Source organism: Rhodoferax sp., from assembly GCF_012927445.1.
In the GTDB taxonomy this organism is placed as follows: domain Bacteria; phylum Pseudomonadota; class Gammaproteobacteria; order Burkholderiales; family Burkholderiaceae_C; genus Rhodoferax.
Map to the genome: position 1 here is coordinate 390,872 of NZ_JABBPD010000001.1, position 20,799 is coordinate 411,670.

The window sequence follows — 20,799 nt, forward strand, 5'->3', positions numbered from 1 at the left end:
AATGAAATGGGGTCACTGTCGCGAAATGCAACCGTTAGAACGGAATACGCCGCGCTGAGATAACCAAACGCTTGATTTTACCTTTGACCGGGCAAGCGGCTTTCAGCTGGCACCGTCTGGGCTAGCGGAACTGTATGAGTCGGGGCCACCAGCTTGGCCAAACGCTGTGATGGCAGATTGCGGCCAGCCGCCAAAAACTTCTGTGGATCTTGCGGAATCCCTTGCACCAGCACTTCAAAGTGCAAATGCGCGCCAGTGGAACGACCGGTGGTTCCCACCTCGGCAATTTTCTGGCCCCGCTTGATCAAATCGCCTCTTTTAACCAGCGTTTTGGATGCATGGGCATAACGTGTGATCAGGTCATTGCCGTGATCGATTTCAATCATGTTGCCATACGCCGGGTGAAATTCCTGCGTCACCACGATGCCACCGGCAGCAGCCAATATGGAGGTGCCAAAATCCGCCTGAAAATCAAGGCCCGTGTGCAGTGCCGACCGTCCCGTAAACGGATCTATGCGCCAGCCAAACAGGGAACCCAGATTGCCTGCCGCTACCGGTTGCTGTGTCGGCACCATCATGTTTCGAATTTTTTGGTCGAACAGTCGGGACTCCATCACCGTCATCAAATCGGTGCGTTGATCTGTGAGGCGATCAAGGTCCGCCAGCGTAGCTTGAAGCTCTTCAACGGACAGAGGGCGGCCCGACACCAGAACACCCCCTTGCCCGGGCTTCATCTTGATCTCGGTGGGATTGACACCCGCCAAACTCGAAACACGTTCACCCAAGGATTCAAGCTGCGTCATTTTGGCTTGCATTTCTCCAAGCTTGCGTGCCAGCACATCAAGGTTTTCCCGCATGAATCGATCGCGCTGATCAAATTCATCCTTGACGACCAGCTTGACCAGTGAACCCACCACCGGCCAACCTTCTCGCGCACCCTTCAGAAAAACCCAGTGATACAAAACAGCGGCGACCAGCATCAAGATAAATGAAGCGAGCAATGCGGTCAAAACCAGCCGGGTGCCACTAAGCTGAATGGCGCGGCTTTTAGCGAGCCAGGCATCCGTGATAATCAATTGCATTCTGATGGTCCCTCAACAACTCACTTATGAACCGCCGCCAACACTCAGTCACGCTGCTGCAGGCCAGTCAAAACTCCCCCACGCTGGCAGGTTTGATTGAACTTGCCAGTGAATCAGCTGCACGACTCAAAGCCATTGAATCCCTCATACCCGGGACTTTGCGAACCGCCGTTAAAGCCGGTCCGATTGAAGGACCCGTATGGTGCCTGGTATTAGACAACAATGCGGCCGCCGCGAAAATCCGTCAGTTGCTGCCTGCGCTTGAAGCTCACTTACGGACTAAGGGGTGGGATGTGAACTCAATTCGAGTGAAAGTTCAAATTGCACGCAATCGTTGAGTTGCGTTTGACTGAGAAAAATGGTGCCGATTGTCGGATTCGAACTGACGACCTACCGCTTACAAGGCGGTTGCTCTACCAACTGAGCTAAATCGGCACTTTTTCTATTTTAGCGGACTCTTCAAGCTTTCCTGAGAAAAACTAAATTATTTCACCCGTTTCAGCGCGGGCCTCGGACTCGTCGATGGGGAGCGCGGTGGATCCGGCTCATCGCCTGGCTCGTTGGTCCGTCGTTCCGATTCAACGCTGGCTAACTTGACCGCTTTAATCTCCGGTGTGGCTGGCGCGGCAGCATCTCGCACAGACACCAGATTGGTCGAAGACGATGCCGTTGCGTTAACCCCATGCGGGGGACCCAAAGGAAACGCCATGCCCTGTCCGTTTTCGCGGGCATAAATAGCAATGACTTGATTGACAGGCACCATGATGTCCCGCGCCGTGCCGGCGAAGCGGCCTTTGAACTCAATAAAGTCGTTGCCCAGTTGGAGCGAGCTCGTGGCATCAAAACTGATGTTAAGCACAATCTCACCATCCTTCACGTACTCACGAGGAACCTGCACACTGTCGTTCACCGAGACGGCAAGGTAAGGCGTAAACCCGTTGTCAGTACACCACTCGTACAAAGCCCGAATCAGGTAAGGACGAGTGGAAGTAGCTTCTGGAGCGTTAATCATCGGTCGCAGGCAATGCGCTTATTTGCGCATCACTTTCTCGGAAGGAGTCAGTGCTTCAATGTAGGCCGGACGCGAAAATATACGCTCGGCATATTTAAGCAAAGGCGCCGCATTTTTACTGAGATCAATACCGTAGTAATCCAGGCGCCACAGCAAGGGCGCGATGGCTACATCGAGCATGGAAAAGCCGTCGCCGAGCATGTACTTGTTTTTCAGGAATACAGGTGCGAGTTGCGTCAAGCGGTCACGAATGTGGGCACGGGCTTTCTCCAGCACCTTTTCGTTGCTTTTGGCAGCGCGGGACTCCAGAGTCGACACATGCACGAACAGTTCTTTCTCAAAATTGAGCAGGAACAGGCGAACACGAGCGCGATCAACGGGATCTCCGGGCATCAACTGAGGATGAGGGAAGCGTTCATCAATGTATTCATTGATGATGTTTGATTCGTACAAAATCAAATCACGCTCGACCAGGATCGGCACCTGACCGTACGGATTCATCACATTGATGTCTTCGGGCTTGTTGTACAGATCCACGTCGCGAATTTCAAAGTCCATGCCTTTTTCAAACAGGACAAAACGGCAACGGTGGGAAAACGGGCAGGTAGTACCTGAATACAACACCATCATGGCGGAAGCTCCTAAAAATCAAAAAGAGTGGGATGCTTTACGCCGTCCCACTCCGAGAAGCTCAAGCCACGCCTTTTGAGCGAAACCCGAGCCGTTTATCTGCTTTACTTGACGTCTTTCCAGTAAGCGGCATTGAGTCGCCAAGCGAAGAAAGTGAATACACCCAAGAACAGCAATACCCAGATACCGACACGAACGCGTGTGCTTTGAATCGGCTCGCCCATCCACTGCAAGTAGTTGACCAAGTCACCGATGGACTCATCATATTGGAGAGGGGTCATGGTGCCGGGCTTGACTTGTTCCCAGCCTTTGAGCACATGCACCAAAGCGCCATGCTGCTCGATTTCTTCATACACCGGGCGGCGATCACCCTGAAGCTCCCACAGGACGTGCGGCATGGCGGCATTCGGAAACGCCATGTTATTCCAGCCAGTTGGCTTCGTTTCGTCTTTGTAGAAAGTACGCAAGTAGGTGTACAGATAATCGGCACCGGTTCCGCCAGCACCCGCACGCGAACGGGCGATCACTGTCAGGTCTGGCGGATTGACACCGAACCAGGCCTTCGCCTGCTGCGGATCAATGGCGGCCTTCATCGTGTCGCCAATCTTGGTATTCGTTGCCAACAGGTTGTCTTTGATCTGAGCCGAGGTCAAGCCGATGTCTTGCAAACGGTTGTAGCGCATGAACGCCGCCGAATGACAATTCAGACAGTAGTTGACAAACAGTTTGGCACCATTTTGCAAGGCTGCCATGTCATTCATCTTATTGGGTGCCTTGTCCCATACCAAGGCCCCCACATTGGCTTGTGCACCCAGCGTTACACCGAGCGTCATCATTAAACCGAGAATGATTTTTTTAGTGAAACTTAAAGTTTTCATATTATTTCTCCCGTTCAATGCGCCGTGAAAGTAACGCGATCCGGCACTGGCTTGGATTTACCAATGCGACTCCACCAAGGCATCAGCAGGAAAAAGCCGAAGTAGAACAGGGTGCCAATTTGCGACACACGTCCACCGATTGCCGAAGGAGGCTGCATACCCAAGTAGCCCAGCACCAGGAAGTCGATGACGAAAACCGCGTACAGATATTTGTGCCAATCAGGCCGATACCGGATCGATTTAACCGCACTGTTATCCAGCCATGGCAGGAAGAACAGAATCACGACACCACCGCCCATGGCAACGACGCCCCAGAATTTCGCATCAATGGCAAGCATCATGGCCACCACGACGACTGCGACGCCCAAGATAATGCCCTTGAACAAATTCGGCATCTTGTTTTTCAACACACCCAGCACCGCACCACCCAGCACGCAGGCAATCAGGGCGTACATCATTTCGCCCGTGACAGCACGCAACATCGAGTAGAAGGGCGTGAAATACCAGACCGGTGCAATATGCAATGGCGTTTGGAATGGATCGGCCGGAATGAAGTTGTTGTACTCAAGGAAGTAGCCGCCCATTTCCGGCGCGAAGAACACAATGGCGGTGAACACCATCAGGAACACGCTGACCGCAAAGATATCATGCACCGAGTAGTAAGGATGGAAAGGAATGCCATCCAGAGGATGGCCCTTGGCGTCTTTCGGCGCGTTGGGACCCTTGATTTCGACACCGTCCGGGTTGTTGGAGCCAACTTCATGCAAAGCAATGATGTGTGCCACAACCAGACCCAGCAGCACCAACGGCACGGCGATCACGTGAAAGCTGAAAAAGCGGTTCAACGTGGCATCACCCACCACAAAGTCGCCACGAATCAGCAGTGCCAGATCAGGACCAATGAAGGGAATGGCCGAGAATAAGTTGACGATCACCTGAGCGCCCCAGTAACTCATCTGCCCCCAAGGCAACAGATAACCCATGAAAGCTTCTGCCATCAAGGCAAGGAAAATACCGCAACCGAAAATCCAGATCAACTCGCGGGGTTTACGGTAACTGCCGTACATCAACCCACGGAACATGTGAAGATAGACCACAACAAAGAACGCCGACGCGCCAGTGGAGTGCATGTAGCGAATCAACCAGCCCCATGGCACGTCGCGCATGATGTATTCAACCGAAGCAAATGCCAAGGCGGCATCAGGCTTGTAATGCATCACAAGGAAAATGCCGGTGACGATTTGAATCACCAGCACCAACAGGGAGAGCGAGCCAAATACGTACCAAATATTAAAATTTTTCGGAGCGTAATACTCGCTCATGTGCTCCTTGAAGAGCTTGGACGCCGGAAACCGGTTATCGACCCAATTAAGCAGTTTTTCACCTGCCGGGGCGTTCGGGGAAATTTCGTGGAATTCAGCCATGTTGTTCGTCCTTAGGCTTTCTTGTCTTCACCAATGATCAGCTTGGTGTCGGAGATATACATATGCGGCGGCACCTCGAGATTGTCCGGCGCAGGCTTGTTTTTATAGACCCGGCCAGCCAAATCAAAGGTAGAACCATGACAAGGGCAAAAGAAGCCACCCTGCCAGTCATCCGGCAAAGAAGGCTGCGCACCAGGCTTGAACTTATCAGAAGGGGAACAGCCCAAATGAGTGCAAATACCCACGGCAACCAAATATTCCGGCTTGATGGAGCGGGTTGCGTTGCGCGCATATTCAGGAGCTTGATCGGCTGGCTTGCGCTCGGACTTTGGATCCGCCAATTGCGAATCCAACGTCGGCAAAGCGGCCAGTTGCTCGGGCGTGCGACGCATGATCCACACCGGCTTGCCACGCCACTCTACCGTCATTTTTTCGCCCGGCTTGAGCGCAGAAATGTCTGCTTCCACCGCCGCGCCAGCCGCTTTGGCTCGTTCCGAGGGTTGAAAGCTACTGATAAAGGGGACAACGGCGGCTATACCGCCTACTGCGCCAGCGCAGCTGGACGCGATCAGCCACGTCCGTTTATTGGCGTCGATCTGACTTTGGTCGACAAGGGTTTCGCTCATGAGTATCCTCAATGAAAACATCGCTACTGGGGTTAACGCTAGATTGTAGCTGACCGTTTGCGGCCAACACTGCGCGGGAAGCTTGCTCATCTTTGCGCTTTTGGTTAATACTTCATTCATCTAATTTGAATAGGAGTTTCAAACATGGCCATGATGCAAGAATTCAAAGAGTTTGCCGTTAAAGGCAATGTGATGGATCTCGCCGTGGGCGTGATCATTGGTGGCGCGTTCGGAAAAATCGTGGATTCCGTGGTGGGCGACCTGATCATGCCGGTGGTTGGCGCCATTTTTGGAAAACTGGATTTTTCAAGTCTCTATGTCGCACTGGCGCAGCCGCCGGCAGGCACGGTCATGACACTTGATGGCCTGAAAAAAGCAGGCGTTCCGGTTTTTGCCTATGGCAACTTCATCACCGTTGCCGTCAATTTTGCAATTTTGGCATTCATCATTTTCATGATGGTCAAGCAAATCAACCGGCTGAAGAAGAACACGCCACCACCACCTGCCGCGACAGCCGAGGATGTATTGCTGTTGCGCGAGATTCGGGACAGCCTTAAAAAGTAATGCCGCCCTAGACTGAATGGCCGTGAACGCTCATCGGTTGGGCGTTCACGGCTATTTTTTATACTTCGGCTAACTGGCTCAGTTGCCGCGCCATGCGAATCGCTTCGATCAGACTGGACGCGTCCGCCTGGCCTGTGCCGGCAATGTCAAAGGCGGTACCGTGATCCGGACTGGTGCGCACCAGCGGCAAGCCCAGCGTGACGTTGACGCCTTTTTCCACCCCCAGGTATTTCACTGGAATTAGGCCCTGGTCATGGTACATGGCCACGACAACGTCGAATTCACCCGGCTGGCCGTCTTTGGCGCGCGCCCGCATGAACACCGTGTCCGGGGCGAACGGGCCACTGACCTGCATGCCCTGTGAGCGGGCCATCGCCATGGCTGGCGCAATGATGTCAAGTTCTTCCCGACCGAACAATCCGCCCTCCCCGGCATGCGGATTCAGCCCTGCCACCCCGATGCGTGGCGCACGGCCCAAAATCGCCGCCAGCGACTCGTGCGTGATGCGCAGCGTCTGCAGCACGTTGTCAAAAGTCACCGCTTGAATAGCCTCGAGCAAGGACACATGAATGCTCACCAGCACGACGCGCAATTCGTCATTGGCCAGCATCATGCGCACCGGCATAGCCGCCAGCGGCTTCCCCGCGTGGGCCGCTGCCAGTGCTTGCAGCATTTCTGTGTGGCCCGGGTAGCTTGAATGGGGTGCGCCAGCCAGCGCCAGCGCTTCCTTGTTGAGCGGTGCCGTCACCACGGCCGCAACCTCGCCGCGCAACGCAGCTTGCGCCGCCCAGACCACACATTCAGCGGCGATTCTTCCTGCGCTGGCGCTCAACTGCCCCAGCAAGACCGGGGTCGCCAGCGTGCCGACCTGCAACACGGGCAGGCAGCGCGGAGGAAGACTGAGCACCTCGATCGGCGACTCGATCAAGGCAACAGGCAGTGGGATCTGGCCGGCGCTGATGACCTTGACGGCTCGCCGCAAGGTTGCCACATCACCGACCACAAAACAGCAATGCGTGACATCGGGCGCGTCCCGAAAGGCCTTGGCAATGATCTCGGGGCCAATGCCTGCGGGGTCGCCGAGCGTGATGGCAATAGGTTTTTTCATGGTGTGCCGATCTCCAGTTCAGCCCCGACTTGAAGACTTCTCAAGCCGGGTTGTCAATATCAATAAACTCATGCGCCAGACTAAACTGCGCAGCCACATGGGCGGCCACGGCGGGTGCGCCATAGCGTTCGCTGGCGTGATGGCCACAGGCCAGATAAGCCACGCCACATTCACGCGCAATATGCGCCTGCGGCTCGGAAATTTCGCCGGTAATGAAGGCATCGGCCCCGGCGGCAATCGCGGCTTCAAAATAGCTTTGTCCGCCACCGCTGCACCACGCTATTTTTTTAATAGCATAATGCGAAGCAGAGACGAGGGTTACAGGTCGATTTAACTGAATTTTTATGTGCTGCGCGAGAGCGTCTGCCGACTCGAAACCAGCAGACGCCATCCGTTCCCCCAGAAAACCCAAATCCTGTTCACCAAAGCGGGCCCGCGCCGTCAGGCCCAGCTGGAGACCAAGTTGGGCGTTATTGCCCAGCTCAGGGTGCGCGTCCAGCGGCAGATGGTAGGCAAAAAGGTTGATGTCGTGCGCCAGCAGCAATGTCAGGCGCTGCTTCATCCAGCCAGTGACACGCCCGTCCTGACCGCGCCAAAACAGACCGTGATGCACAAAAATGGTATCGGCTTGGGCCGCAATCGCGGCTTCAATCAGCGCCCGACTGGCTGTGACACCCGAAACGATTTTCCGGACCTTAGCGGTACCTTCCACCTGCAACCCATTCGGGCCGTAGTCACGAAAACGTTCCGGTTGCAGCAGCGCGTCCAATGTCTGCAAGAGTTGAGTGCGGTCAGTCATGTCAACAATAAAAAGGTTGGGTTAGTGGCGGACCGAGCAGGCCGCCAAGTCGCGTCTGATTGTCGACTAATTACGCGAAGCGGACGGCGGCATCTCCGGCTCCACGCTGCTGTCGCAGCCCTGGCCCACGGCGATCCAGCGGTTTGCCAGACGTGCCAGGCTTGGCGACAGCCAAGGGGCCAATCGCCACATTGGCCGAGGCAGCACACTCTGCAATACCTCCAGCGGCGCACTGAGCGCGCCGCATCGGTACAGAGGCTCGTCGCCATGCCAGCGTAGCGCGACACAGGCGCCATGCCGACGCCCCGACAGCACCACGCCCAAGGGACACGGCTCCAGCAGGCAGCACACGCCACACCCATTACAGGGCGCGCCCGGCGCCGGCTTGGACGGCGCGTCAGGGTGAATCAGGATAACTTGGCGGAGCTTGGACATGGAAGTGGTCGACTGTACAGGCGCCGCCTACAATTTAGTGTCCTGCTTTTGACCTGTCTCTTTACTCGGAGGGCGTCTCGCCCAAAATTCCTCATGAAACGTCTCTGGTTGTTGTTTGCCCAAACGGTCACCGTTTTGCTGGCTGCCTATTTTGTGGTCGGCACACTCAAGCCCGATTGGCTGGGAAACCGGTCAACCCGCCTTGGCTCCTTGCCCCTGATGGAGGCCCCGGCCACCTCACCCACGGCGGCCCCCGTCGGTAGTTTCCGTCTTGCGGCACAAAAATCTTCCGCGGCTGTGGTCAGTATCAATACCAGCAAAGCGGTCAGGAACAATCCCAACAGCAACGATCCCTGGTTCAAATTTTTCTTTGGCGAACAGGGCAACGAACCCCAGGTCGGACTGGGCAGCGGCGTCATTGTGAGCGCCAGCGGCTACATCCTGACCAATAACCACGTGGTGGAAAGCGCCGACGAAATTGAGGTCATTCTCAACGACAGCCGCCACGCCAAGGCCAAAGTGATTGGAACCGACCCGGACTCCGACCTTGCCGTCCTGAAAATTGAGCTGGACCGCTTGCCCGCCATTGTGCTGGGCAACTCCGATACGCTGCAGGTGGGAGATCAGGTGCTGGCGATCGGCAACCCGTTTGGCGTTGGGCAGACCGTCACCGGCGGCATTGTCAGTGCGCTCGGACGCAACCAGCTCGGCATCAACACCTTTGAGAACTTCATCCAGACCGATGCCGCGATCAATCCCGGCAATTCCGGTGGTGCACTGGTCGACACCAACGGCAATCTGCTGGGCATCAATACCGCCATTTATTCGCGCTCGGGCGGCAGCATGGGCATCGGCTTTGCCATTCCGGTGTCGACGGCCAAGCTGGTGCTGGAGGGCATTGTGAAAGACGGGCAGGTCACGCGCGGCTGGATTGGCGTGGAGCCGAACGATTTATCGCCCGAATTGGCGGAGACCTTCGGCGTCAAGACCCGCGCAGGCGTCATCATTACCGGGGTGCTGCAAAACGGACCGGCCGCGCAATCGGGCATCCGGCCCGGCGATGTCATCACGGCGGTGGCCGGCAAGCCCGTCAGCAACGTGTCCGAATTATTGTCCAGCGTTGCCGCCCTGAAGCCGGGTACGGCGTCAAAGTTCGACCTGTTGCGCCGGGAAGAAAAAGTCACGCTGGATGTGACACCCGGCTTGCGCCCCAAGCCGCGCAAACCAGCCCAGTAATGCAAAAAGCCACTTGTCGCAGGCAGCGACAAGTGGCTTTTTGATTTAAATCGACCAACGCCCAAGGCCTAACGGCAAAAGGCGTTTTTTCTTTTACGAAGGCTTCGCGGCCTCGGCCTCTTCGTCCGGTGCCTGGGTGTGTTTGATGAAAACCTGTGCCGCCACGATGCCAATCTCGTACAGCAGGTACATCGGCACCAGCAAAGCCAGCATGGACACCGGATCGGGCGGCGTCACCAGCCCGGCAACCGCTGCCGCACCGACCACAAAATAAGTACGAAATGACTTGAGCTGCGCCACGGTCACGATCCCCATGCGGGCCAAAATCACGACCACAATCGGCACCTCAAATGCCACGCCAAACGCGATGAACATGGTGATGACGAAATCGAGATAAGCCTCAATGTCCGGACTGACCGCCACAGAAATGGGCGCCATTTTCTGGATCGCCGGAAAGGCTTGCCCAAAGACAAAAAAGTAGCAAAACGCGGCGCCCATGTAAAACAGAATGGTGCTGGCGGCTACCAGCGGCAACACCAGCTTTTTCTCATGTTTGTACAGGCCCGGTGCCACAAAGGCCCAGACTTGGTAAAGAATCCAGGGCAACGCCAAACCAATCGCGGCCAGCACCGAGACCTTGATCGGTACCAGAAACGGTGACACCACGCCCACGGCGATCATGCGGGAGCCTTCGGGCAACGCCTTGACCAGTGGCATTGCCAGCAAATCGTAGAGTCTGGACGGACCGGGGAAAAACAGCAGCCCCGCCAAAACGGCCACCACGCCATACATCGCACGCAACAGGCGGTCGCGCAGCTCGAACAGGTGTTGGACGAAGGGCTGTTCAGTTCCGGCCAGTTCGTCGTCTTTTTTCGCAGGATCGGTCATCAGCTAACTTTGGAAGGTCGAAACCGGGCCACGCGGGCGGCACCGGACAAGGCACGGGTACGGGTTCCGGTACGGGCTTTGTACCAGTTGGGAGTGGCACCCTGCTTGATGCGCCATTTTTTATGGGGATGTTTGTACTCAGGAAAGCCTGCATACAAATCGCTGGAAGTCGTATCGGAAGGCAGTCCGGTGGACTCGGCCCAGCTTTTCTCGAAATCGGAGGCGCTGGTCTGGATCGAATTCTCGACATCCCGCGCCGCGCTTTCAACCGTGTCCTTCATTTTCTTGAGCTCATCAAGCTCCATGGACCGGTTGACTTCGTCTTTGACATCCGCCACGTAACGGCGCGCACGCCCCAACAACGTGCCGATGGTCTTGGCCAGACCAGGCAACTTCTCGGGGCCAATGACCACGAGGGCAATCCCGCCAATGATGGCGAGCTTGGTGATCCCGATATCAATCACTTAAGCATGTCCTGCTGATGGGCGCAAAGCGCCAGACCGGCTTGATCAGACCTTGGTCTTGGCTTCAACATCAATCGTTTCCTTGGCGGTCGCGGAGGTGGACTCCACCTGCTGGGCAGGTGTCGTTGTGGCGGCGTCAGCGGCTTTGTCGGCGCCATCTTTCATGCCATCCTTGAAGCCCTTGACTGCGCCACCCAGATCAGATCCGATGTTACGGAGCTTCTTGGTACCAAAAATAACAATGATGATGACCAAAAAAATGATCAAGTGTGTTGTCGAAAATCCCATGTATTTCTCCTGAGGAATTAAACCAATTTTAGTCGGCGAAGTAGATTCAGCGTATTAACTTCGAAATTAGCCCGGGAATTTAACCCTTGAGCCAAGGCCGCGGCCCACCCATCACATGAATATGCAAGTGATGCACTTCCTGACCGCCCTGCGCCCCCGTGTTGCACAGCATGCGAAAACCGCCGTCCGGGTAAGGATTGCAGCCTTCCTGTACCGCCAGCTGGGGTGCCAGCGTCATCATACGGCCCAGCAACCCGGCATGTTCAGGGCCAATCTGCGCCATGGACGGAATGTGCATTTTGGGAATCACGAGAAAATGCACTGGCGCCCAAGGATGGATATCGTTGAAGACAAATAGTTCCTCATCCTGATAAACCACCTTGGAAGGAATGAGGCCCGCGACAATTTTGCAAAAAATGCAATCCGGGTCGCTCTGAACTATTTTTTCAGTCATGCAGTGGTCTCCATGGCCAGCCCTTTGTTCATGCGGACCAGTCCCGTCACGATGCGGTAAAGAAACCAGATGGAAATCAGAATCCAGGCGATCCAGCCCGGCAGAATGAAGAAAAACCACAAGGGAACGGTCACCGCGTAGAGCAGCGCCGCTATCACGACCGTGCGGATGCGCCAGGAAAAGTGCGACGCGTGCCAGGTGCCCACCGCCTCAGGACGTTTCACGAGGTCGATGATCAAGGCCACGATCAACAGCACCGGGCCAAACTGCCCACCCGGAATCAGGGCGCCGACGGCCACGATCAGATGCAGGATGTAGCTGATGGTGCCCACCGTGTTGAGCGACTGCAGCTTTTCCAGGTCCAGCGAATCCTGGCTCATTTGGGCTCCCCCTCGCGCGCCAGCACCTTGCGCAAAGCCATTTCTTCGATGCCGCTGGTGCCGGCCCGGCGGTCCAACTCCGTCACCACATCGGCAGGCGTCAGGCCGTAGTGCGCCAGCGCAATCATGCAGTGAAACCAGAGGTCCGCCACTTCATAGACGATCTTGGTCTTGTCGCCGCCAAAATCGGCATCTTTGGCCGCCATGACCACTTCGGTCGCTTCTTCCCCGATTTTTTTCAGGAAGGCATCCGGCCCCTTGTGCAGCAGGCGCGCCACATAGCTGGCGGTTGGATCGCCGCCGTTTTGCGGCAAGCGGCTTTCGATGACGCGGGCCAGACTGGCCAGGGAATCAGTGGAGGAAACGTGGGTGGACATAAGCGCTTATTTATAGATGGTTTGCGGGTCTTTCAAGACCGGCTCGGTGATTTTCCAGGCACCGTTTTCGTAAACGCTGAAAAAACAGCTGTGGCGCCCGGTATGGCAGGCAATGCCGGGCTCGTGCCCGAGTTGGGTAACCTTGAGCAGGATCACGTCGTTGTCGCAGTCCATGCGGATTTCATGCACTTTCTGCACATGACCCGATTCTTCGCCCTTGTACCAGAGCTTGTTGCGCGAGCGGCTGAAATACACCGCCTGCCCCAGCTCCGCCGTTTTTTGCAAGGCCTCGCGGTTCATCCAGGCGAACATCAGCACGTCGTTGCTGCCCTGCTCCTGCGCAATCACCGGCACCAGCCCTTTGGCATCCCAGCGAATATGTTTCAACCAGCTCATGGAGGGTTCGTTCGTCATGTTTATTTGCTACTTAATTAATAGCTGCTTGCACAGCATTGACGGGGGCTAGAGGCTTAAATAGCTTAAAGCCGGACCGGAATGCCGCGCTCGGCCATTCTGGCTTTGGCCTGGCCGACGGTGTATTCGCCGTAGTGGAAGATGCTGGCGGCCAACACGGCATCGGCCCCGCCCAGCTGAATGCCATCGGCCAGATGGTCCAGGGTACCGACACCGCCGGAGGCGATCACCGGCACATTGATGGCGTCGCTCACGGCGCGCGTCAGCGCCAGATCGAAACCGGCCTTGGTGCCGTCGCGGTCCATGCTGGTGAGCAAAATTTCACCGGCGCCGTACTCGGCCATCTGGCGCGCCCAAGCCACCGCATCCAGCCCGGTGTTCTGCCGGCCGCCGTGGCTGTACACATCCCAGCCTTCACCGCGGTCCAGCATGGCGTCGCCAAAACGGCGCTTGGCATCAATCGCCACCACGATGCACTGAGCGCCGTACTTGGCGGAAGCATCGCGGATGACCTGCGGATTGGCCAGTGCGGCCGAATTGAAACTGGTCTTGTCGGCGCCGGCATTGAGCAGCCGGCGCACATCGTCGACGGTGCGCACGCCACCGCCGACGGTCAGGGGAATGAACACCTTGGCGGCGACCGCCTCGATGATGTGCAGAATCATGTCGCGCCCGTCACTGGTGGCGGTGATGTCGAGAAAGGTCAGCTCATCGGCGCCCTGCTCGTTGTAGCGCGCGGCGATCTCGACCGGGTCGCCGGCGTCGCGCAATTCCACAAAATTGACACCTTTGACGACCCGGCCCCCGGTGACGTCAAGACAGGGAATGATGCGTTTGGCTAGCATGGGCAGGCGACGCCGGGCCGCCCCAAGGCGACTGCAGCCCCCTCGGGGGGCAGCGTAGCGCACGAAGTGACAAGCGTGGGGGTCATATTTCAGCCATTCAACTCGTCAGCGCGCTCTTGCGCGGCGGCAAAATCGAGGTCACCGGAGTAGATGGCGCGACCGCAAATGACGCCTTCAACGCCGTCGTCTTCCACCGCGCACAAGGCTTCAATATCGGCCATGTTGCTCAGACCACCGGAGGCGATGACCGGGATGGTCAGGGCTTGGGCTAGCTTGACGGTGGCGTCCACATTGATGCCGGTGAGCATGCCATCACGGCCAATGTCGGTGTAGATGATGGACTCAACGCCGTAGTCCTGGAACCGCTTGCCGAGGTCCACCACCTCATGGCGGGTGAGCTTGCTCCAGCCGTCGGTCGCCACTTTGCCATCGCGGGCATCGAGGCCGACGATGATGTGGCCGCCAAACGCGTTACAGGCATCAAGCAGGAAACCGGGGTTTTTGACCGCCGCCGTGCCAATGATGACGTAGCGCAGGCCGGCATCCAGGTAACGCTCGATCGTGTCCAGATCGCGGATCCCGCCACCCAGCTGTACGTCCACTTCGCTGCCCACTTCCTTGAGGATTTTGCGAATCGCCATCTCGTTTTTCGGCTGCCCCGCAAAAGCGCCATTCAGATCCACCAGGTGCAGGCGCCGGGCGCCTTTGTTGACCCAGTTGCGCGCCATCACGGCCGGGTCTTCGCCAAAGGTGGTGGATTGGTCCATGTCGCCTTGTTTGAGGCGAACGCAGTGGCCGTCTTTTAAGTCAATTGCAGGGATTAAAAGCATGTTGCTTCAGAGTTGATGAGGAAAAAGGAGATAAAGGATGCTCAGCTTGAGCGAAGATTTCAGGGATTCCAGTGCAGGAAATTCCGGTAGAGCGCCAGGCCGTGATCGGCACTTTTCTCAGGATGGAATTGGGTTGCGAAAATATTATCGCGTGCAATGGCGGAACTGAAGCGGCTTCCGTAGTCGGTCTCGCCCACGCTGTGGCGCGCATCCGACGGTTGGGCGTAAAAACTGTGCACAAAGTAGAAGTAGCTGCCATCGGGCACGTCGCCCCACACCGGGTGCGGCGCGCCACCGTGGTTGTTGCGATAGACCTGGTTCCAGCCCATTTGCGGCACTTTGTAGCGGCTGCCGTCGGGCTGCAACTGGCCGATCAGGTCGAACTTCAGCACCTCGCCGTGAATCAAGCCCAGCCCGGGCGTACCCACACCCACTGGGCCCTCGGCGCTGTGGTCGAGCAGCATTTGCATGCCGACACAGACCCCAAACAGGGGTTTGCTGGCCGCCGCTTCCAGCACCGAGGCTTGCAGACCTGACTCACGCAACTCGCGCATACAGTCCGGCATGGCGCCTTGGCCTGGCAGCACGACACGCTCACAAGCTCGTACTTCGTCCGGATTGGCGGTAATTACCACCTGGTAACCACTGCCTTCGGCCGCTGCCTGCACCGCCTGCGACACCGAACGCAGGTTGCCCATGCCGTAATCGACCACGGCAACGGTTTTGTTGCGAACACCACTTACTATTGAATTCATAGCTACTTACGCAATATCGACGGGGGCTAGAGGCCTATTTGACATATAAAACTACAAAGAACCTTTGGTCGAGGGAATGGTACCCAAGGCACGCGGATCAAATTCGAGCGCCGCGCGCAGGGCGCGGGCGAAGGCCTTGAACACGGTCTCGGCCTGGTGATGGGCATTCTCGCCGCGCAGGTTGTCGATGTGCAGCGTGACAAAGGCGTGGTTCACAAAACCCTGAAAAAACTCATGCGCCAACTGGCTGTCAAAGGTGCCGATCATGCCACTTTTGAACGGCACGTTCATGATCAGGCCGGGCCGGCCGGACAGGTCAATGACGACGCGCGACAGCGCTTCGTCCAGCGGCACATAGGCATGACCGTAGCGGCGAATGCCTTTTTTGTCGCCCACCGCCTTGTGCACGGCCTGGCCAAAGGCAATGCCGACGTCTTCCACCGTGTGGTGGCCGTCAATGTGCAGATCACCATCGGCGTGGATGTCCAGATCGATCATGCCGTGACGGGCAATCTGATCGAGCATGTGGTCAAAAAAGCCAATGCCGGTGTGCAACTTGGCCTGGCCGGTGCCGTCCAGATTGACTTTGACCGTGATTTTGGTCTCGGCGGTGTTGCGGGACACTTCCGCCGTGCGGGGGGTCGAGAGGGAGAGGGTCATAGTGATTCCTGGAGGGCGGCCAGCATGCGCCGGTTTTCGTCGGCGGTGCCAACGGTCAGGCGCAGGCAATTGGCCAGCAGTGGGTGCATTTTAGAAACGTTCTTAACCAGGACTTTGCGCATTTTCATGCCGTCAAAGGTTTTTTGCGCGTCAGGCACGCGCACCAAAATCATGTTGGCGTCGCTGGGGTAGACCCGGACGCCGGGCAAACGGGCCAACGTTTCCAAAAGAATAGCGCGCTGCGAACGCAGATCAAGGGCTTGGCGCCAAAATACCTCTTGATGTTCGAGCGCAAAGAGGGCGCACTCGCAGTTCAAGCTGCTGACGTTGTAGGGCGGGCGCACCTTGTCGATCTCGGCAATCAGGGCGTTCGGGCCCATCAGGTAGCCGAGCCGGACCCCGGCCAGACCAAATTTACTGAGCGTGCGCATCAGCAGCACATGACGGTGTTGGGACAACCTGTCTAGGTAGCTTTTGCTGGAAAACGGCTGGTAGGCCTCGTCCATCACCACCAGCCCGCCCTGCGCGCCCACCGCCAGGATGATCTTCTCGATCACTGCGTCGTCCCACAGATTGGCGGTCGGGTTGTTCGGATAGGCCAGGTAGGTGATGGCCGGTTGGTGCAGCGCGATGGCCGCCAGCATGGCGGCCTCGTCCAGTTCAAAATCTTCTGTCAGCGGCACACCGTGAAAGGCCAGCCCCTGCAACTGCGCGCTCATGCCATACATCACAAAACCGGGCACCGGCGCCAGCACACTGGCTTTTTTAAAGCCGTTTTCAGCACTCGGCGGCACGGCGCAGGCCAGCGCCAGCAGGCTGATCAACTCGTCCGAGCCGTTGCCCAGCATGATCTCAAAGCCTTCGGGCATGCCAGCGTACTGGGCCAGTGCCTGGCGCAGGTCGTTGACACGGTTGTCGGGGTAACGGTTCAGCGCCAATGCGCCCAGTCGCTGGCCCAATGCAACTTGCAACTCAATGGGCAAGCGGTGCGGATTTTCCATCGCATCAAGTTTGACCATGCCGGTCGAATCCTGCACCGCGTAGGCGTGCATGGCCTGCACGTCCTGGCGGATGCGTTGCATCAGCGTCGGGTTGACGGTATTCATGTTGCTTTCCTCATGGCGGGCACTTGGGCCAGCCGCAGTTCTGCCGCCCGCGCATGGGCTTGCAAACCCTCGCCATACGCCAGTTCGGCGGCAATGCGGCCCAGGGTTTGGGCGCCGGCTTCGCTCACTTCAATCAGACTGGAGCGTTTCTGAAAGTCGTACACGCCCAGCGGCGAGCTGAAGCGCGCCGTGCCGCTGGTCGGCAGCACATGGTTCGGGCCAGCGCAGTAGTCACCGAGCGATTCGCTGGTGTAGGCACCGAGAAAAATGGCACCGGCATGTTTCAGCAACGGCTCCCAGCGGTGCGGGTCACGGCTGCTCACCTCTAAATGTTCCGGCGCGATGGCGTTGCTGATGGTGCAGGCTTCTTCCATGCTGCGCGTGTGAATCAGCGCGCCGCGGCCGTTGAGCGACTTGGCGATGATCTCGGCGCGCGGCATCTCATTGAGCAAACGGTTGATGCTTTGCTGCACTTGCGCGATGTAGTCCAGATCGGGGCACAGCAAGATGCTCTGCGCCAGCTCGTCGTGTTCGGCCTGGCTGAACAAATCCATCGCCACCCAGTCCGGCGGCGTGCTGCCATCGGCCAGCACCAAAATCTCGCTCGGGCCGGCGATCATGTCGATGCCGACCGTGCCAAAGACACGGCGCTTGGCGGCGGCGACGTAGGCGTTGCCGGGACCGGTGATTTTGTCCACTTTGGGAATGGTTTGCGTGCCGTAGGCCAACGCTGCCACCGCTTGCGCACCGCCGACGGTGAAGGCGCGGGTGACGCCGGCCACATAGGCCGCCGCCAGCACCAGCGGGTTTTTTTCGCCTTTCGGCGTCGGCACCACCATGATGATTTCAGCCACCCCGGCGACGTGCGCGGGAATGGCATTCATCAATACCGAGGACGGATAGGCGGCCTTGCCACCCGGCACATAAATGCCGACCCGGTCCAGCGGCGTGACCTTTTGCCCCAGCAAGGTGCCGTCTTCGTCGCGGTAGCTCCAGCTTTCACCGCTGGCCTTTTTCTGCGCTTCGTGGTAGCTGCGCACGCGCTGGGCGGCCGCTTGCAGGGCGTCGCGCTGGGCGGCCGGAATGGCCTCGAACGCCGCTTTCAGTTCGGCCTGCGTGAGTTCCAGCGCGGCCATCGAGGCGGCCTGCAGGCCATCAAAGCGAGCGGTGTAGTCCAGCACCGCGGCATCCCCGCGCTGTTGCACATCCAACAGAATGTCGGCGACCCGCTGCTCAATCGCGGCATCGGTCTCGGCCGACCAATGCAGGCGCGCCTTGAATTCAGCATCAAATGTGCTGCTAGCGGTTGATAGACGGGCGGGGGTAGCTATAAAAGTCATAGCGCTTTACAAATGGGTTATTGGCCAACAGCGGAGGCAAAGGCATCGATGATTTTGCGGATCGGGGCCTGCTTGAGCTTGAGCGCCGCCTGGTTCACCACCAGCCGCGAGCTGATGTCCATGATGTGCTCGACCTCGACCAGGTGGTTGGCCTTGAGCGTGTTGCCGGTGGACACCAGATCGACGATCGCATCCGCCAGACCCACCAAAGGCGCGAGTTCCATGCTGCCATAGAGCTTGATCAAGTCGACGTGCACGCCTTTAGAGGCAAAAAATTCGCGCGAAATCGCCACGTACTTGGTGGCCACTTTCAGCCGTGAACCCTGCTTGACGGCCGACGCATAGTCAAAATCCGCCCGCACCGCGACACTGATGCGGCACTTGGCGATCTGCAGGTCGAGCGGCTGGTACAGGCCGTCGCTCCCATGCTCCAGTAGCGTGTCTTTGCCGGTAATGCCGAGATCGGCACCGCCGTATTGCACGTAGGTCGGCACGTCGGTCGCCCGCACCACCAGCACGCGCACATCCGGCTGGTTGGTGGTGAGGATGAGCTTGCGCGATTTTTCCGGGTCTTCCAGCACCTCGATGCCAGCGGCGCGCAGCAGCGGCAAGGTTTCTTCGAAGATGCGGCCTTTGGATAAAGCGATGGTAATCATGGTGTTTTGAATTTCTATTTGATGCGCTCGATGTCCGCACCGAGGCCGCGCAGCTTGGCTTCCATCTGGTCATAGCCGCGGTCCAGGTGGTAAATGCGCTCGATCAGGGTGTCACCGTCCGCCACCAAACCGGCAATCACCAGGCTGGCAGAAGCGCGCAGATCGGTGGCCATCACGGTGGCGCCCGAGAGTTTTTCGACCCCTTCCACCACTGACACCTTGCCGTCAATCTGGATGTTGGCGCCCAGGCGCACCATCTCGTTGACGTGCATGAAACGGTTCTCGAAAATGGTTTCGATCACCTTGGCCGTGCCGTGCGAGATGCAGTTGAGCGCCATGAATTGCGCCTGCATGTCGGTCGGGAAACCGGGGTACTCGGTGGTGCGAAAACTCTGGCTTTTCAACCGGCCCTGGGACTGGACCCGAATGCCGCCGTCCACCGCCGTGACCGTGGCCCCGGCATCGCGCAGTTTCTCCACCACGGCTTCCAGGTGCTCGGCCCGGCCGTGCCGCAGCAGCACATCGCCGCCCGTCGCCGCCACCGCACACAAGAAGGTGCCGGTCTCAATGCGGTCGGCCACCACCTGGTGCTCGCAACCGTGCAGCTTGTCAACGCCCTGAATCCGAATGCGGCTGGTGCCGTGGCCTTCAATTTTGGCGCCCATCTTGATCAGCATTTCGGCCAGATCGGGAATCTCGGGCTCTTGCGCCGCGTTCTCCAAAATAGTCTCGCCGTCGGCCAGGCAGGCGGCCATCAAGAAGTTCTCGGTGCCGGTGACGGTCACCATGTCGGTGGCAATGCGAGCCCCCTTCAGGCGCGTCCAGCCTTCGGGCAATTTGGCGATCATGTAGCCATGCTCGACCACAATCTCGGCGCCCATGGCGGTCAGACCCTTGATATGCTGATCCACCGGCCGCGAGCCGATGGCGCAACCGCCCGGCAAGGACACCTTGGCATGACCAAACCGCGCCAGCAACGGGCCCAGCGCCAGCACCGAAGCACGCATGGTCTTGACCAGTTCATAGGGGGCCTCGGGATTGGTCAATGTACTGGCATCCAGCACCACCACGCCCTCGTCACTGCGCTCGGCACTGACCCCCATGTTGCGGATCAGCTTGAGCATGGTGGCCACGTCCTGCAACTTGGGCACGTTGGTCAGGGTCACGGGCTCGGCCGTCAGCAGGCAAGCACACAGTTCCGGCAAAGCCGCATTCTTGGCGCCAGAAATAGCCACATCACCATGCAGTGGTCGGCCACCGCGAATCAATAATTTATCCATAAAGTCAGTTCAGCAAAATCAAATCAGGGAGCCAATGGCGCCCATTCAGCCGGTGTGTAGGTTTTCATCGAGAGGGCGTGAACCTCGTCGTTTTGCATTTTGGTGCCCAGCGTGGCATACACCTTTTGGTGGCGCTGGATAGCGCGCTGGCCTTCAAACGCGGGAGACACAATGGTGGCGTACCAATGGCGGCCATCCCCTTCAAGCTCAATGTGCTCGCACGGGAGGCTTGAAGCAATCATGTTCTTGATCTCGTCTGCAGTCATGT

The 20,799-nt window shown here is 57.9% G+C and carries 28 protein-coding genes and 1 tRNA gene; 3 read left to right on the forward strand and 26 right to left on the reverse strand.

The window, feature by feature from the left end:
• Positions 1–77: 77 nt before the first annotated feature.
• Positions 78–1,082 carry a M23 family metallopeptidase gene (locus HHJ17_RS01740; RefSeq protein ID WP_296500467.1) on the reverse strand — a complete coding sequence of 335 codons (1,005 nt, stop codon included), beginning with the start codon at positions 1,080–1,082 and terminating at the stop codon, positions 78–80.
• 26 nt (positions 1,083–1,108) lie between these two features.
• Here HHJ17_RS01740 and HHJ17_RS01745 point away from each other — a divergent pair, with 26 nt between their 5' ends.
• A complete protein-coding gene (locus tag HHJ17_RS01745; protein WP_296500468.1) occupies positions 1,109–1,420 on the forward strand; it encodes a hypothetical protein in 312 nt (103 codons plus the stop codon).
• 21 nt (positions 1,421–1,441) lie between these two features.
• On the opposite strand, the gene HHJ17_RS01750 is transcribed toward HHJ17_RS01745, so the two are convergent.
• The 6 genes from HHJ17_RS01750 to petA form a co-directional block, all read right to left on the reverse strand.
• Positions 1,442–1,517 (reverse strand) — tRNA-Thr (locus HHJ17_RS01750).
• 49 nt (positions 1,518–1,566) lie between these two features.
• Positions 1,567–2,094 carry a ClpXP protease specificity-enhancing factor gene (locus tag HHJ17_RS01755; RefSeq protein WP_296500469.1) on the reverse strand — a complete coding sequence of 176 codons (528 nt, stop codon included), beginning with the start codon at positions 2,092–2,094 and terminating at the stop codon, positions 1,567–1,569.
• Between the two features lie 18 nt (positions 2,095–2,112).
• Positions 2,113–2,724 (reverse strand): glutathione S-transferase N-terminal domain-containing protein, encoded by a 612-nt coding sequence (locus HHJ17_RS01760; RefSeq protein ID WP_114968986.1) that lies wholly within the window; start codon positions 2,722–2,724, stop codon positions 2,113–2,115.
• 104 nt (positions 2,725–2,828) lie between these two features.
• A complete protein-coding gene (locus HHJ17_RS01765) occupies positions 2,829–3,602 on the reverse strand; it encodes a cytochrome c1 (protein WP_296500471.1) in 774 nt (257 codons plus the stop codon).
• 14 nt (positions 3,603–3,616) lie between these two features.
• Positions 3,617–5,026, reverse strand: a complete 1,410-nt coding sequence (locus HHJ17_RS01770; protein WP_296500472.1) for a cytochrome bc complex cytochrome b subunit — start codon at positions 5,024–5,026, stop codon at positions 3,617–3,619.
• Positions 5,027–5,037: 11 nt separating this feature from the next.
• Positions 5,038–5,652: a ubiquinol-cytochrome c reductase iron-sulfur subunit gene (petA, locus tag HHJ17_RS01775; protein WP_296500634.1), complete on the reverse strand. Its 615-nt coding sequence runs from the start codon at positions 5,650–5,652 to the stop codon at positions 5,038–5,040.
• Between the two features lie 144 nt (positions 5,653–5,796).
• Here petA and mscL point away from each other — a divergent pair, with 144 nt between their 5' ends.
• Positions 5,797–6,216: a large conductance mechanosensitive channel protein MscL gene (mscL, locus tag HHJ17_RS01780; RefSeq protein WP_296500474.1), complete on the forward strand. Its 420-nt coding sequence runs from the start codon at positions 5,797–5,799 to the stop codon at positions 6,214–6,216.
• Positions 6,217–6,274: 58 nt separating this feature from the next.
• On the opposite strand, the gene pdxA is transcribed toward mscL, so the two are convergent.
• The 3 genes from pdxA to HHJ17_RS01795 form a co-directional block, all read right to left on the reverse strand.
• Complete coding sequence (pdxA, locus tag HHJ17_RS01785; protein ID WP_296500475.1) at positions 6,275–7,324, reverse strand: 4-hydroxythreonine-4-phosphate dehydrogenase PdxA; 1,050 nt, start codon at positions 7,322–7,324, stop codon at positions 6,275–6,277.
• Positions 7,325–7,364: 40 nt separating this feature from the next.
• Positions 7,365–8,123 carry a Nif3-like dinuclear metal center hexameric protein gene (locus tag HHJ17_RS01790; protein ID WP_296500477.1) on the reverse strand — a complete coding sequence of 253 codons (759 nt, stop codon included), beginning with the start codon at positions 8,121–8,123 and terminating at the stop codon, positions 7,365–7,367.
• Between the two features lie 66 nt (positions 8,124–8,189).
• Positions 8,190–8,558, reverse strand: coding sequence for a hypothetical protein (locus HHJ17_RS01795; protein ID WP_296500479.1), 369 nt, complete (start codon positions 8,556–8,558; stop codon positions 8,190–8,192).
• 93 nt (positions 8,559–8,651) lie between these two features.
• On the opposite strand from HHJ17_RS01795, the gene HHJ17_RS01800 reads away from it, so the two are divergent.
• Positions 8,652–9,794: a trypsin-like peptidase domain-containing protein gene (locus tag HHJ17_RS01800; protein WP_296500480.1), complete on the forward strand. Its 1,143-nt coding sequence runs from the start codon at positions 8,652–8,654 to the stop codon at positions 9,792–9,794.
• 93 nt (positions 9,795–9,887) lie between these two features.
• On the opposite strand, the gene tatC is transcribed toward HHJ17_RS01800, so the two are convergent.
• The 16 genes from tatC to HHJ17_RS01880 form a co-directional block, all read right to left on the reverse strand.
• Positions 9,888–10,682 carry a twin-arginine translocase subunit TatC gene (gene tatC, locus HHJ17_RS01805; RefSeq protein WP_296500482.1) on the reverse strand — a complete coding sequence of 265 codons (795 nt, stop codon included), beginning with the start codon at positions 10,680–10,682 and terminating at the stop codon, positions 9,888–9,890.
• Positions 10,682–11,146 carry a Sec-independent protein translocase protein TatB gene (tatB, locus tag HHJ17_RS01810; RefSeq protein WP_296500484.1) on the reverse strand — a complete coding sequence of 155 codons (465 nt, stop codon included), beginning with the start codon at positions 11,144–11,146 and terminating at the stop codon, positions 10,682–10,684. The genes tatC and tatB overlap by 1 nt, the downstream gene beginning before the upstream one ends.
• 45 nt (positions 11,147–11,191) lie before the next feature.
• Positions 11,192–11,434 (reverse strand): Sec-independent protein translocase subunit TatA, encoded by a 243-nt coding sequence (gene tatA / locus HHJ17_RS01815; protein ID WP_296500485.1) that lies wholly within the window; start codon positions 11,432–11,434, stop codon positions 11,192–11,194.
• Between the two features lie 79 nt (positions 11,435–11,513).
• A complete protein-coding gene (locus HHJ17_RS01820) occupies positions 11,514–11,888 on the reverse strand; it encodes a histidine triad nucleotide-binding protein (protein WP_296500487.1) in 375 nt (124 codons plus the stop codon).
• On the reverse strand, positions 11,885–12,268 hold the full coding sequence (locus tag HHJ17_RS01825; RefSeq protein ID WP_296500489.1) for a hypothetical protein: 384 nt from the start codon (positions 12,266–12,268) through the stop codon (positions 11,885–11,887). Before HHJ17_RS01825 ends, HHJ17_RS01820 begins: the two co-directional genes overlap by 4 nt.
• Positions 12,265–12,645: a phosphoribosyl-ATP diphosphatase gene (locus tag HHJ17_RS01830; protein ID WP_296500491.1), complete on the reverse strand. Its 381-nt coding sequence runs from the start codon at positions 12,643–12,645 to the stop codon at positions 12,265–12,267. The genes HHJ17_RS01825 and HHJ17_RS01830 overlap by 4 nt, the downstream gene beginning before the upstream one ends.
• A gap of 6 nt (positions 12,646–12,651) precedes the next feature.
• Positions 12,652–13,059, reverse strand: coding sequence for a phosphoribosyl-AMP cyclohydrolase (gene hisI / locus HHJ17_RS01835; protein WP_296500493.1), 408 nt, complete (start codon positions 13,057–13,059; stop codon positions 12,652–12,654).
• Between the two features lie 65 nt (positions 13,060–13,124).
• The gene (gene hisF, locus HHJ17_RS01840) at positions 13,125–13,904 is read right to left on the reverse strand and encodes an imidazole glycerol phosphate synthase subunit HisF (protein WP_296500495.1); all 780 of its coding nucleotides are present in this window, start codon (positions 13,902–13,904) and stop codon (positions 13,125–13,127) included.
• 89 nt (positions 13,905–13,993) lie between these two features.
• Positions 13,994–14,734 carry a 1-(5-phosphoribosyl)-5-[(5-phosphoribosylamino)methylideneamino]imidazole-4-carboxamide isomerase gene (gene hisA, locus HHJ17_RS01845; protein WP_296500498.1) on the reverse strand — a complete coding sequence of 247 codons (741 nt, stop codon included), beginning with the start codon at positions 14,732–14,734 and terminating at the stop codon, positions 13,994–13,996.
• A gap of 59 nt (positions 14,735–14,793) precedes the next feature.
• Positions 14,794–15,489, reverse strand: coding sequence for an imidazole glycerol phosphate synthase subunit HisH (gene hisH, locus HHJ17_RS01850; protein WP_296500500.1), 696 nt, complete (start codon positions 15,487–15,489; stop codon positions 14,794–14,796).
• 51 nt (positions 15,490–15,540) lie between these two features.
• Positions 15,541–16,149, reverse strand: a complete 609-nt coding sequence (hisB, locus tag HHJ17_RS01855) for an imidazoleglycerol-phosphate dehydratase HisB (protein WP_296500502.1) — start codon at positions 16,147–16,149, stop codon at positions 15,541–15,543.
• Positions 16,146–17,255, reverse strand: coding sequence for a histidinol-phosphate transaminase (gene hisC / locus HHJ17_RS01860; protein ID WP_296504814.1), 1,110 nt, complete (start codon positions 17,253–17,255; stop codon positions 16,146–16,148). Before hisC ends, hisB begins: the two co-directional genes overlap by 4 nt.
• Positions 17,252–18,595, reverse strand: coding sequence for a histidinol dehydrogenase (gene hisD / locus HHJ17_RS01865; protein ID WP_296504816.1), 1,344 nt, complete (start codon positions 18,593–18,595; stop codon positions 17,252–17,254). The genes hisC and hisD overlap by 4 nt, the downstream gene beginning before the upstream one ends.
• A 17-nt stretch (positions 18,596–18,612) precedes the next feature.
• Positions 18,613–19,251: an ATP phosphoribosyltransferase gene (gene hisG / locus HHJ17_RS01870; RefSeq protein ID WP_296504819.1), complete on the reverse strand. Its 639-nt coding sequence runs from the start codon at positions 19,249–19,251 to the stop codon at positions 18,613–18,615.
• Positions 19,252–19,265: 14 nt separating this feature from the next.
• Positions 19,266–20,531 carry a UDP-N-acetylglucosamine 1-carboxyvinyltransferase gene (murA, locus tag HHJ17_RS01875; RefSeq protein WP_296504821.1) on the reverse strand — a complete coding sequence of 422 codons (1,266 nt, stop codon included), beginning with the start codon at positions 20,529–20,531 and terminating at the stop codon, positions 19,266–19,268.
• A 23-nt stretch (positions 20,532–20,554) separates the two neighbouring features.
• The gene (locus tag HHJ17_RS01880) at positions 20,555–20,797 is read right to left on the reverse strand and encodes a BolA family protein (protein ID WP_296504822.1); all 243 of its coding nucleotides are present in this window, start codon (positions 20,795–20,797) and stop codon (positions 20,555–20,557) included.
• Positions 20,798–20,799: the final 2 nt, after the last annotated feature.

What these genes read in the sequence shown, in the direction of transcription:
- HHJ17_RS01740 (WP_296500467.1), bottom strand. Translation starts at nt 1,082, where the DNA reads ATGCAATTGATTATCACGGATGCCTGGCTCGCTAAAAGCCGCGCCATT.
- HHJ17_RS01745 (WP_296500468.1), top strand. Translation starts at nt 1,109, where the DNA reads ATGAACCGCCGCCAACACTCAGTCACGCTGCTGCAGGCCAGTCAAAAC.
- HHJ17_RS01755 (WP_296500469.1), bottom strand. Translation starts at nt 2,094, where the DNA reads ATGATTAACGCTCCAGAAGCTACTTCCACTCGTCCTTACCTGATTCGG.
- HHJ17_RS01760 (WP_114968986.1), bottom strand. Translation starts at nt 2,724, where the DNA reads ATGATGGTGTTGTATTCAGGTACTACCTGCCCGTTTTCCCACCGTTGC.
- HHJ17_RS01765 (WP_296500471.1), bottom strand. Translation starts at nt 3,602, where the DNA reads ATGAAAACTTTAAGTTTCACTAAAAAAATCATTCTCGGTTTAATGATG.
- HHJ17_RS01770 (WP_296500472.1), bottom strand. Translation starts at nt 5,026, where the DNA reads ATGGCTGAATTCCACGAAATTTCCCCGAACGCCCCGGCAGGTGAAAAA.
- petA (WP_296500634.1), bottom strand. Translation starts at nt 5,652, where the DNA reads ATGAGCGAAACCCTTGTCGACCAAAGTCAGATCGACGCCAATAAACGG.
- mscL (WP_296500474.1), top strand. Translation starts at nt 5,797, where the DNA reads ATGGCCATGATGCAAGAATTCAAAGAGTTTGCCGTTAAAGGCAATGTG.
- pdxA (WP_296500475.1), bottom strand. Translation starts at nt 7,324, where the DNA reads ATGAAAAAACCTATTGCCATCACGCTCGGCGACCCCGCAGGCATTGGC.
- HHJ17_RS01790 (WP_296500477.1), bottom strand. Translation starts at nt 8,123, where the DNA reads ATGACTGACCGCACTCAACTCTTGCAGACATTGGACGCGCTGCTGCAA.
- HHJ17_RS01795 (WP_296500479.1), bottom strand. Translation starts at nt 8,558, where the DNA reads ATGTCCAAGCTCCGCCAAGTTATCCTGATTCACCCTGACGCGCCGTCC.
- HHJ17_RS01800 (WP_296500480.1), top strand. Translation starts at nt 8,652, where the DNA reads ATGAAACGTCTCTGGTTGTTGTTTGCCCAAACGGTCACCGTTTTGCTG.
- tatC (WP_296500482.1), bottom strand. Translation starts at nt 10,682, where the DNA reads ATGACCGATCCTGCGAAAAAAGACGACGAACTGGCCGGAACTGAACAG.
- tatA (WP_296500485.1), bottom strand. Translation starts at nt 11,434, where the DNA reads ATGGGATTTTCGACAACACACTTGATCATTTTTTTGGTCATCATCATT.
- HHJ17_RS01820 (WP_296500487.1), bottom strand. Translation starts at nt 11,888, where the DNA reads ATGACTGAAAAAATAGTTCAGAGCGACCCGGATTGCATTTTTTGCAAA.
- HHJ17_RS01825 (WP_296500489.1), bottom strand. Translation starts at nt 12,268, where the DNA reads ATGAGCCAGGATTCGCTGGACCTGGAAAAGCTGCAGTCGCTCAACACG.
- HHJ17_RS01830 (WP_296500491.1), bottom strand. Translation starts at nt 12,645, where the DNA reads ATGTCCACCCACGTTTCCTCCACTGATTCCCTGGCCAGTCTGGCCCGC.
- hisI (WP_296500493.1), bottom strand. Translation starts at nt 13,059, where the DNA reads ATGACGAACGAACCCTCCATGAGCTGGTTGAAACATATTCGCTGGGAT.
- hisF (WP_296500495.1), bottom strand. Translation starts at nt 13,904, where the DNA reads ATGCTAGCCAAACGCATCATTCCCTGTCTTGACGTCACCGGGGGCCGG.
- hisA (WP_296500498.1), bottom strand. Translation starts at nt 14,734, where the DNA reads ATGCTTTTAATCCCTGCAATTGACTTAAAAGACGGCCACTGCGTTCGC.
- hisH (WP_296500500.1), bottom strand. Translation starts at nt 15,489, where the DNA reads ATGAATTCAATAGTAAGTGGTGTTCGCAACAAAACCGTTGCCGTGGTC.
- hisB (WP_296500502.1), bottom strand. Translation starts at nt 16,149, where the DNA reads ATGACCCTCTCCCTCTCGACCCCCCGCACGGCGGAAGTGTCCCGCAAC.
- hisC (WP_296504814.1), bottom strand. Translation starts at nt 17,255, where the DNA reads ATGAATACCGTCAACCCGACGCTGATGCAACGCATCCGCCAGGACGTG.
- hisD (WP_296504816.1), bottom strand. Translation starts at nt 18,595, where the DNA reads ATGACTTTTATAGCTACCCCCGCCCGTCTATCAACCGCTAGCAGCACA.
- hisG (WP_296504819.1), bottom strand. Translation starts at nt 19,251, where the DNA reads ATGATTACCATCGCTTTATCCAAAGGCCGCATCTTCGAAGAAACCTTG.
- murA (WP_296504821.1), bottom strand. Translation starts at nt 20,531, where the DNA reads ATGGATAAATTATTGATTCGCGGTGGCCGACCACTGCATGGTGATGTG.
- HHJ17_RS01880 (WP_296504822.1), bottom strand. Translation starts at nt 20,797, where the DNA reads ATGACTGCAGACGAGATCAAGAACATGATTGCTTCAAGCCTCCCGTGC.